The 8,528-nt window shown below is 72.9% G+C and carries 8 protein-coding genes; 2 read left to right on the top strand and 6 right to left on the bottom strand.

Annotated features, from left to right (window positions below; genetic code table 11):
• Positions 1–98 precede the first annotated feature (98 nt).
• From hisH to Q7T52_RS03045, 5 genes are all read right to left on the bottom strand, one after another.
• Complete coding sequence (gene hisH / locus Q7T52_RS03065) at positions 99–734, bottom strand: imidazole glycerol phosphate synthase subunit HisH (RefSeq protein WP_304799284.1); 636 nt, start codon at positions 732–734, stop codon at positions 99–101.
• The gene (hisB, locus tag Q7T52_RS03060) at positions 731–1,339 is read right to left on the bottom strand and encodes an imidazoleglycerol-phosphate dehydratase HisB (RefSeq protein WP_304799282.1); all 609 of its coding nucleotides are present in this window, start codon (positions 1,337–1,339) and stop codon (positions 731–733) included. The genes hisH and hisB overlap by 4 nt, the downstream gene beginning before the upstream one ends.
• Entirely contained in the window at positions 1,336–2,448 is a 1,113-nt protein-coding gene (locus tag Q7T52_RS03055; protein ID WP_304799281.1) for a histidinol-phosphate transaminase, read from the bottom strand. Before Q7T52_RS03055 ends, hisB begins: the two co-directional genes overlap by 4 nt.
• Positions 2,449–2,453: 5 nt before the next feature.
• Positions 2,454–3,761 (bottom strand): histidinol dehydrogenase, encoded by a 1,308-nt coding sequence (gene hisD, locus Q7T52_RS03050; RefSeq protein ID WP_304799279.1) that lies wholly within the window; start codon positions 3,759–3,761, stop codon positions 2,454–2,456.
• 125 nt (positions 3,762–3,886) lie between these two features.
• Positions 3,887–5,260 (bottom strand): S28 family serine protease, encoded by a 1,374-nt coding sequence (locus Q7T52_RS03045; protein WP_304799278.1) that lies wholly within the window; start codon positions 5,258–5,260, stop codon positions 3,887–3,889.
• Positions 5,261–5,312: 52 nt separating this feature from the next.
• Between Q7T52_RS03045 and Q7T52_RS03040 the strand changes: the two genes are divergently transcribed.
• Positions 5,313–5,978, top strand: coding sequence for an LON peptidase substrate-binding domain-containing protein (locus tag Q7T52_RS03040; protein WP_304799277.1), 666 nt, complete (start codon positions 5,313–5,315; stop codon positions 5,976–5,978).
• A gap of 148 nt (positions 5,979–6,126) precedes the next feature.
• The gene (gene ybaK, locus Q7T52_RS03035) at positions 6,127–6,615 is read left to right on the top strand and encodes a Cys-tRNA(Pro) deacylase (RefSeq protein WP_304799276.1); all 489 of its coding nucleotides are present in this window, start codon (positions 6,127–6,129) and stop codon (positions 6,613–6,615) included.
• 96 nt (positions 6,616–6,711) lie between these two features.
• Here the strand turns inward: ybaK and Q7T52_RS03030 are convergent.
• Positions 6,712–8,528 (bottom strand): DUF3352 domain-containing protein (locus tag Q7T52_RS03030; protein ID WP_304799275.1); only part of this gene is annotated, 1,817 nt, incomplete at its 5' end.

Genomic DNA, 8,528 nt, shown 5'->3' with positions numbered 1-8,528 from the left:
GGGCCTGCCGGGTGGCGACGGCCTCGAGCCGGGCGGCCTCCTCGGCGGCCCGGCGGTCGCGCTCCTCGCGGCGTCGGGCGCGCTCCCCGGCCGCCACCTCAGAGTCCTTCGACCCAGTTGCGCAGCAGCGCGGCCCCGGCGTCGCCGGACTTCTCGGGGTGGAACTGGGTCGCGCAGAGCGGACCGTTCTCGACGGCGGCGACGAAGCGGTCGCCCCCGTGCTCGGCCCACGTCACGAGGGGCTCGCGGGTGTGGCCGGTGGTGACGAGGTCCCAGGAGCGGGCGGCGTAGGAGTGCACGAAGTAGAACCGCTCCGCCTCGACGCCCGCGAACAGCCCGGTCCCCTCGGGGGCCTCGACGGTGTTCCAGCCCATGTGGGGCACGACGTCGGCCTCCAGGCGCGAGACCGTGCCCGGCCACTCGTCGCAGCCGTCGGTCTCGACGCCGTGCTCGACCCCACGCTCGAAGAGCACCTGCATGCCCACGCAGATGCCGAGCACCGGGCGGCCACCGGCGAGGCGGCGTCCGATCAGCCGGTCGCCCTTGACCGCGCGCAAGCCGGCCATGCAGGCGGCGTAGGCCCCCACCCCGGGTACGACGAGCCCGTCGGCCTCGAGGCCGGCGTAGAAGTCACCGGTGAGCGTGACGTCGGCGCCGGCCCGCTCGACGGCGCGCACGACCGAGCGGAGGTTGCCCGACCCGTAGTCGAGGACGACGACGGACGGTGCGGTCACAGAGCACCCTTGGTGGAGGGGATGCCCGTCTCGCGGGGGTCGATGGCGACGGCGTCGCGGAAGGCACGGGCGAAGGCCTTGAACTGCGTCTCGACGATGTGGTGCGGCTCGCGGCCGGCCAGCACGCGGACGTGCAGGGCGAGGTGGCCGTGGAACGAGATGGACTCGAAGACGTGCTGGGTGAGGCTGCCGAGGTAGGAGACCCCCGAACCGCCGAGCTGCACGTAGGCCTGGCCCTCGGGCTCGCCGGTGTGCACGCAGTAGGGGCGCCCGGACACGTCGACGACGGCCTGCACCAGCGCCTCGTCGAGCGGCACGGTGGCGTCGCCGAAGCGGCGGATGCCCTGCTTGTCGCCCAGGGCCTGGCGAAGGGCCTGGCCAAGCGCGATCGCGGTGTCCTCGACGGTGTGGTGGGCGTCGATGTGCACGTCGCCCTCGGTCTGCACGGTCAGGTCGACGAGCGAGTGGCGCGCGAAGGCGGTGAGCATGTGGTCGTAGAAGCCGACGCCGGTGGAGATGTCGTGGCGCCCCGAGCCGTCGAGGTCGACCTCGACGATCACCTTGGACTCGGACGTCTGGCGCTCGACGCGCGCGGTGCGGGTCATGTCAGCTCCTTGAGGGTTCGGGTGAGGGCTTCCTGGAACGACGTCATCTCGTCGGCGGTGCCGACCGAGACGCGCAGCCACCCGTCGGGTCCAGTCTCGCGGATCAGCACGCCCTGATCGAGCAGGTCCTGCCAGACCGCGTGGCGGTCGGCGAAGGTGCCGAACAGGACGAAGTTGGCGTCGGAGTCGGCCACCTCGAGCCGCTGCTCGCGCAGCCAGGCGACGGTCGCGTCGCGCTCGACGCGGAGGTCGTCGACCCGGCCGAGCAGCTCGGGGGCGTGCCGGAGCGCGGCCCGCGCGGCCGCCTGGGTGACCGCCGACAGGTGGTAGGGCAGCCGGACGACGCGGATGGCGTCGCAGATCGCCGGGTCGGCGGCGAGGTAGCCCAGCCGCAGCCCGGCCCCCGCGAACGCCTTGCTCATGGTGCGGGTGACCACCAGGTTGCGGTGGGTGGGCAACAGCTCGAGGGCCGACGGCACGCCCTCGCGGCGGAACTCGCCGTAGGCCTCGTCGACGACCACGACGCCGTCGTCGCCGACGGCCTCGCACAGGGCCGTGACCGCGGCCGGCGGCAGCGCCGTACCGGTCGGGTTGTTGGGCGAGGGCAGCAGCACGACCGACGGCCGCTCGGCCGTGACCAGGGCGCGGGCGGCGTCGAGGTCGAGGCTGAAGTCGGTCTCGCGGTGTCCGGTGACCCAGCGCGTGCTGGTGTCGCGGGCGTACTCGGGATACATCGAGTACGTCGGCGCGAAGCTCACCGCGGTGCGCCCGGGGCCGCCGAAGGCCTGCAGCAGCTGGAGCATCACCTCGTTGGACCCGTTGGCCGCCCAGACCTGCTCCGGCGCGATCGGTGGGTCACCGGCGCCGGTGTCGGTCGACAGGTAGGCCGCGAGGGCCGTTCGCAGCTCCGTGAACTCGCGGTCGGGGTAGCGGTTGAGCGTCGTCGCGGCGTGCGCGACCGCCGTGGCGATGTCGGCGACGACGACGGCCGAGGGCCCGTAGGGGTTCTCGTTGACGTTGAGCTGGACGGGGGCCTGGTCGATCGGCAGCTGGGGGGCGCCGTAGGGCTCGATGCCGCGCAGCTCCTCCCGCAGCGGGGGGAAGGTCATCGCGCTCAGTCCGGGAACCGCACGCGGACGGCCTGGCCGTGACCCGGCAGGTCCTCGGCCTCGGCGAGCGTGACGACGTGGTCGGCGACCTCGGCCAGGGCCTCGCGGCTGTAGTCGATGACGTGCACCGACCGCACGAACGCACGCACCGACAGGCCCGAGGAGTGGCAGGCGCAGCCGGCGGTCGGCAGCACGTGGTTGGAGCCGGCGCAGTAGTCGCCCAGGCTGACCGGCGAGTGGGCACCGACGAAGATCGCACCGGCGTTGCGCACCCGCGCCGCCCACGCCGAGGCGTCAGCGGTCTGGATCTCGAGGTGCTCGGCGGCGTAGGCGTTGACCACGTCGAGGCCCTGCTCGAGGTCGTCGACGAGCACGACGCCGGACTGGCGGCCGGCGAGCGCGGTGCGGATGCGCTCGGTGTGCTTGGTGGCGAAGACCTGCTTGTCGAGCTCGACGTCGACCTCGTCGGCGAGCCGGGTCGAGGGCGTGACCAGGACCGCGGCGGCCAGCGGGTCGTGCTCGGCCTGGCTGACGAGGTCGGCGGCGACGTGGGTCGCGTCGGCCGTGTCGTCGGCGAGGATCGCGATCTCGGTGGGGCCGGCCTCGGAGTCGATGCCGACGACGCCCTTGAGCAGGCGCTTGGCCGTGGCGACGTAGATGTTGCCCGGGCCGGTCACGAGGTCGACGCGACGGCACGGGCCGACGCCGTAGGCGAACATCGCGATCGCCTGGGCGCCGCCGACGGCGTAGACCTCGTCGACGCCGAGCAGGGCGCAGGCGGCGAGGATGGTGGGGTGCGGCAGGCCGCCGTGGTCCTTCTGCGGCGGGCTCGCGAGGGCGATGGAGCCGACGCCGGCGGTCTGGGCCGGTACGACGTTCATCAGCACGCTCGAGACGAGCGGTGCCAGCCCGCCGGGCACGTAGAGGCCGACCCGGTCGACGGGGACCTTGCGGTGGGTGACGACGGCGCCGGGGCCGAGCTCGGTGACCGCGTCGGCCTCGAGCTCACGGGACGAGGTCAGGCGCAGGCGTCGGATCGACTCCTCCAGCCCCGCCCGGATCGCGGGGTCGAGGGTCTCGAGCGCAGCCGTGATCGTCGCCGGTGCGACCCGGATGTCGTCGTCGGCCGTGCCGCCGTCGAACTGCGCGTTGTAGTCGAGGATCGCGTCGATCCCGCGGACCCGCACCGCCTCGCAGATCGCGTGCACCGCGGGGACCGCCGCCTCGACGTCGAAGTCGGCTCGGGGCACCACGGCGCGGTAGTCGTCGGGCGACGCCAGCGTGGTGCCGCGCAGGTCGATGCGGCGGATCATGTCCCCGAGTCTAGGAGGGGTCGGCCCACCCGTCGGGACCGGTCGTGGGGCGTGGACGGCTCACGGTGCCCTTCGGGGGTCAGCAGCGCGACGAGACCCCACGGTGGTCGAGCCGCGGGGCGACGTCACCCCACCCCGGCCCAGCGCTCCAGCCGACGCGTGACCGTCCGCCGCTGCCGGGCGGGGAGGTCGCCGATGCGGACGCCGTGGTTGGCGCCGGCGACGACGTAGCGGCTGCAGCCGCGTTCCTTGGCCGCGGTGGCCGCGCCGCAGGTGAACGGCTCGGCCGACCACGGGTCGTTGCCGCCGTAGAGGAAGACGATCCGTCGCGACCGGTTCTGCACCCAGCGGCCGACGTCGGGCATCGCCGCCGCGTCGTGGGCGACCGGCTGGATCCCGGCCGGCACGAACGTCCCGGGCACGTCGGCACCGGGATACCTGAGCAGGTCGGCGATCGGCGCCTCGTAGGGCTCGGGCGCGCCCAGCTGGGCGACGGCTTGGTAGTAGTAGGGCACGTAGGGGCGCAGCTCCTGGTCGGCGTAGAAGTCCAACGGCCCGACCTCCTCGAACCACCGCCAGACCACCGGGCGGGTCGCGCTCGGCCCGGGGACGTCGCGGCACTCCGAGGCGGAGCGGTACTGCCAGAAGGCGAAGTAGACGTCGACGACGGCCGCCTCCCACGCCTTCTCGGAGTCGCCGACGATGCTCCAGGTCCCGTCCCGGTCGCGGACCTCCTGACGGGTGCGCTCGAGGAACCAGGCGCGGTCGGGGCCCAGCACGCGGCGCTGCACGGCGACGAGCGCGTCGCGGCAGGCCGCCGTACCGACCCGCTCGAGGAAGCGGTTGTAGACGTCGCGGTCGTCGACCACGTCGTTCGGTGCGACGTAGGCGACGGTGGCGTCGACGTCGCCCGGGAAGAAGCGGCGGTGGTAGGTCGCCGCCATCCCGCTCTTGGACGCCCCGGTGCTGACCCAGCGGCGCGGGTAGAGCCGCTTGAGCGACCGCACGACCCGGTGGTGGTCGGTGGCCGCCTGGCGGATCGTGAGCTGCTGTCGCCACCGCGGGTGGGCCGGGCGCGACGGCGCGAAGAACCGGTGCTCGACCGTGACCTGGTTGGCGTCCAGGAGGTCGGTGACCTCCGCGGGCTCCCCCGGCCCGGACCCGATGCCGTAGCCGGCCGTCACCAGGACCATCGGCCGGTCGGTGCCCCGGTGCAGCAGGGTGACGCGCTGGACGAAGCTGGCGCCGCGGGGCCGGGCGTGGTCGACCGGCTGCCGGAACCGGATGCGGAAGGACCGGTAGCCCGACGGCGCCCCCGTCTCGCGGGCCGCCACGACGCCGGGCAGGGCCCGGATCTGCGCCACGAGCGGAGCAGCGCGGGTCGCGACCGGGGCCGCCGCTGGGACGGCCGCCGGGACAGCCGCCGGGACAGCCGTGGCCGAGGGCACGACACCCAGGACGGTCACGGAGAGCACGAGGGTGAGGAAGGCGCGCAGCACCGCGCGAGCGTACGTCGCCCATCGGGGTGAGAGCCGCATATAGGTTGTGCGCGTGACCGTCGAGCTGCCGATGTTCCCGCTGAACTCGGTGTTGTTCCCCGGGCTGAGCGTTCCGTTGCGCGTCTTCGAGGACCGCTACCGCGCACTGGTGCACTCGCTGCTCCGGATCGAGGACCCGACCCAGCGCCTCTTCGGCTCGGTGGGCATCCGCGAGGGCTACGAGGTCGGTGACCACGGGGCGCAGTCGCTCTTCCGGGTCGGCTGCAAGGCGCTCCTCACCGAGGTGGAGGCCAACGCCGACGGCACCTTCGACGTCGTCGCGGTCGGCCTCAGCCGGATCCAGCTCGACCGGCTCGACACCACCGGGCTGTTCCCGGTCGGCCACGTCGAGAACCTGCCCGAGGCCGAGGCCGCCGTCGACGAGGACGTCCTCGAGCGGGCCCGTGCGACGTTCACCGCCTATCGCCAGGCCCTGTCGGAGATCCGGTCCGACCCCTACGAGGGCACGCTCCCCCGCGACGCCGGCTACCTGTCGTGGACCCTGGCCGCCTGCGCCCCGCTGCCGCTCCAGGAGCGGCAGGCGCTGCTCGAGGCCGACGACGCCGAGGCCCGCCTGGTGCTGGTCACCGACCTGCTGCGCTCCGAGCTGCGGGCGATGAACGTCATCTCGTCGCTGCCGGCCACCGAGGTGGCCCGAACGCGCTGGTCGCCGAACTGAGCTCGCAGCGACCCCCGCGAGGAACGAGCGGGGTCGCGTCACGGGCGAAGGTCGAGCAAGCGACCCGACTGAGCCTGCGGAGTCGTGTGAGCGCATCGAGATCACCGCAGCAGACGCTCGACTCAACGGACGACGAGGAGCCAGCGACATGGCCAGGAAGCAACCCGGAGGCACCCCCGCCACGGTCGCCCTGACGAGGGCCGGGCTCAGCTTCACGATCCGCGACTACGACCACGACCCGCGCGCGACGTCCTACGGCCTGGAGGCCGCGGAGGCCCTCGGGGTTGAGCCGGCCCGCGTCTTCAAGACGCTCCTGGCCGACGTCGACGGACGCCTGGTGGTTGCCGTCGTACCCGTCACCGGGCAGCTCGACCTCAAGGCCCTCGCCCGTGCCGTCGGCGGCCGCAAGGCCCAGATGGCCGACCCGGCCGCCGCCGAGCGCGCGACCGGCTACGTCGTCGGCGGCATCTCGCCCATCGGCCAGAAGCGCCCCCACCCGACCGTCGTCGACGAGTCCGCCCTCGACCATCCGACCGTTCTGGTCTCCGGCGGTCGCCGCGGCCTCGACGTCGAGCTCTCCCCCGCCGACCTCGTCAGCGTCACCTCCGCCACCACGGCCCCCCTCGCCCGTCCGTGAGCCGAGATCACGCTGACCCGTCGTAGATCTACGACGGGTCAGCGAAGATCCAGATCGACCCGTCGTAGATCTACGACGGGTCGATCGGGCGGTGGGTCAGTTGGTGGTGATCCGGAAGACGCTGTGGGAGACGTCGTCGTCGTCGGTCCAGGCCGACAGGCCGAGAGCCTTGAGGGGCTTGACGTTGGCGGCGACCTCCGGGTCGCCACCGTCGGCCGCGACCGCTCGGTCGAGCCAGCCGCCGGCGTCGAAGTTGACGTAGAGGACCGCGGCCGACTTGTCGGACTCCCTCACGACGTCCTGGTAGGTGTCGGAGTCACCCAGGCCGCCGTCCTCGAGGAGCTGCTTGTTGTAGTCCTCGGAGAAGCCGGCGACGACGTGGTCGTCGTCGGTCTGGTAGCCGAACTCGTCCTTGACCTCGGCGGCCACGTCGGGGTTGTCGAGCAGCCGGTCGATGATCGAGGTGATCCCGTCGGGGTCGCCCTTGACCTTGACGGCGACGGGCTGGCCGCTCGGGTCCCCGTCGTCGAAGGCCTCGGGGTCGAAGTCGCCGCCGATGGCGATGGCAGCGGACTCGCCGGCCAGCGTCTCGGCGTCCTCGGGCAGCTGGAGGCCGGTCTCCTCCTCGAGGGCCGCGATGCCCTCCTCGAGGTCGAACATGTCACCGCCGACCGAGTCGAGGTAGTCGGTGAGGCTGGTGAACCAGCCCTCCTCGAACCCGACGCCGACGGCGATCGCGGTGTCGTCGGGGAAGCCAGCGACCACGTCGTCTCCACGCTCGGAGCTGTAGACCTTCTCGAGGCCGAGGTAGTCGACGCTCGAGGCCGACTCGATCTCGAGTCCGCCGTCGTCGAAGCGGACCGTCACGGCCGCCCCGTCGAAGCCGGCGAACGCGTCCTCGAGAGCCTGGGTGGCCTCGTCGTCGCCGCTGCTCTCCTCGGAGCAGTCGGACTCGAAGTCCGACTCGAAGTCCTCGGAGAAGTCGTCGGCGTAGTCGTCCTCGGGCACGGCGCTCGAGCTCGGCTCGGCCGGCTGGGCCTCGGCGGACCCGTAGCACTCGGTGATGCCGCCGCCGCCGAAGTCGTTGAACGCCTCGGCCAGGAACTTGCCCGCGTCGGGGGCGGCATAGGCGGTGAGGATGCCGGCGTCGCCGGTGGCCTCAGTCCACTTCTGGTAGTCGTCGTCCTCGGAGAGCGGGTGGTCCGCAGCGGCGTCGGTGACGGCCTCGGCGATCTCGGTGTTCTCGGCGATGACGACCCAGTCACCCTGGAACGACCAGCCGCCCTGGGTGCTCTCGTCGGCCTCCTCGCCCTCGGGGGTCAGCGGCTCGAGGTCGTCGGACGAGCTCGAGCTGGAGTCGTCACCGTCCGAGCTGGAACCGGACCCCGAGCTGGAGCTCGAGGCGGAGTCGGAATCGTCCTCGCAGGCCAGCAGCTTCTCGAGGCCGGCATCGGCCTTGTCCTCGTCCTTGACCTGGATCACGCCGACCGGGGCGATGCCGATGCTGTCGGGGGCGAGCTTCTCGCCCACGTCGACGGCGGCGAAGCCGTAGCGGTCGCCGAGCCAGGGCTCGACGTCGTCCTCGAAGGACAGGCCGGCGCAGCCGCCCTGGTCCTGGACGTAGTCGAAGAACTTCTCGCGCAGGTCGTCGTCGCTGTCGACGTCGACGTTGTCGTTGAACGCCGGGAACTTCTCGAGCGCGTCGAGGGCCTCGAGCTTCTGCTTGCCGCTGGGGTCGAGGTCGACGCTGACGTAGCCCACGGTCGTGTCGGGCAGGGCCTCGGCCGGCTGCGGGCCGGTCGCGAAGACGACCTGGTAGACCGCGAAGGCGCCACCGGCGACGGCCGCGAGACCGATGACGCCGCCACCCACGAGCAGGCCCTTGCGGCGACCGCCGCCGCCGCGGCGGCCCC

It is taken from the genome of Nocardioides sp., from assembly GCF_030655615.1.
Classification (GTDB): domain Bacteria; phylum Actinomycetota; class Actinomycetes; order Propionibacteriales; family Nocardioidaceae; genus Nocardioides.
The sequence above is the reverse complement of the archived record's forward strand: the minus strand, read 5'-3'. Positions and strand labels throughout refer to the sequence as shown.